This is a genomic window from Mycobacterium sp. E787 (genome assembly GCF_001668725.1).
Classification (GTDB): domain Bacteria; phylum Actinomycetota; class Actinomycetes; order Mycobacteriales; family Mycobacteriaceae; genus Mycobacterium.
This window is the reverse complement of sequence record NZ_LZKL01000098.1, coordinates 1-885: the sequence shown is the minus strand read 5'-3', so window position 1 is coordinate 885 and position 885 is coordinate 1. Positions and strand designations below refer to the sequence as shown.

General features: G+C 69.9%; 2 protein-coding genes. One reads left to right on the top strand and one right to left on the bottom strand.

Going from position 1 to position 885, the window contains the following annotated elements:
- Positions 1-440, bottom strand: a 440-nt coding sequence (locus tag A5705_RS20075; RefSeq protein WP_231982340.1) for a PPE family protein, incomplete at its 3' end; no start/stop codon positions are given.
- Between the two features lie 227 nt (positions 441-667).
- Between A5705_RS20075 and A5705_RS20070 the strand changes: the two genes are divergently transcribed.
- A partial coding sequence (locus A5705_RS20070; protein WP_156763168.1) for a PPE domain-containing protein occupies positions 668-885 on the top strand: 218 nt, incomplete at its 3' end.

Genomic DNA, 885 nt, shown 5'->3' with positions numbered 1-885 from the left:
TCCTGGGCCCACATCTGCTCGTATTCGGCCTCGGCCGCCGCGATCGCCGGCGCGTTCTGGCCGAACAGGTTCGACATCACCAGCGACACCAGCTGGCCGCGATTGGCCGTGATCGACCCGGGGTCCACGATGGTCGCCAGCGCGGCCTCGTAGGCGACGGCCGCCGCCCGCGCCTGGGCCGCCGACTGCTCGGCTTGCGCGGCCGCCCCGCCCAGCCAGTCCACGTACCCGGCGGCCGCGTTGGTCATGGACGCCGCCGACGGGCCCTGCCAGGCCTGCCCGGCCAGGTCCGAGGTCACGGAGCTGAATGCGCTTGCCGCCGCGCTCAACTCACTGCGGATCCCGTCCCAGGCCGCCGCCGCCTCCAGCATCGGCCCCGGGCCCGGCCCATCAAGCAGGAGCACCGAGTTGACCTCGGGCGGAAACACCGAAAAGTTCATCACTGCTCCCCTCGATCGTCGTTGATCAGACCTTCAGCAGCCACTGGAGCAACGTACATTCTCCGGCCTGCCCCATACCCCGTTAGGCGGGAATCCAATCCCGGCCGCCGCACGATCGTTGCGGACCGGACCGCAGGGATCAAGCGCTCGCAGTCGCGGTTGCGTGTGAACCCGAGCGAAGGCACACTTTGGCTCCCGGGGCTCGCTGCTGAGAAGGGACCGCGGTCATGAGCTTTTTGGTGCTCCCGCCGGAGATCAATTCGTCCCGGATGTTCTCCGGTGCCGGGTCAGCGCCAATGTTGGCGGCCGCTGCGGCGTGGGACGGGATCCGCAGTGAGTTGAGCGCGGCGGCAAGCGCATTCAGCTCCGTGACCTCGGACCTGGCCGGGCAGGCCTGGCAGGGCCCGTCGGCGGCGTCCATGACCAACGCGGCCGCCGGGTACGT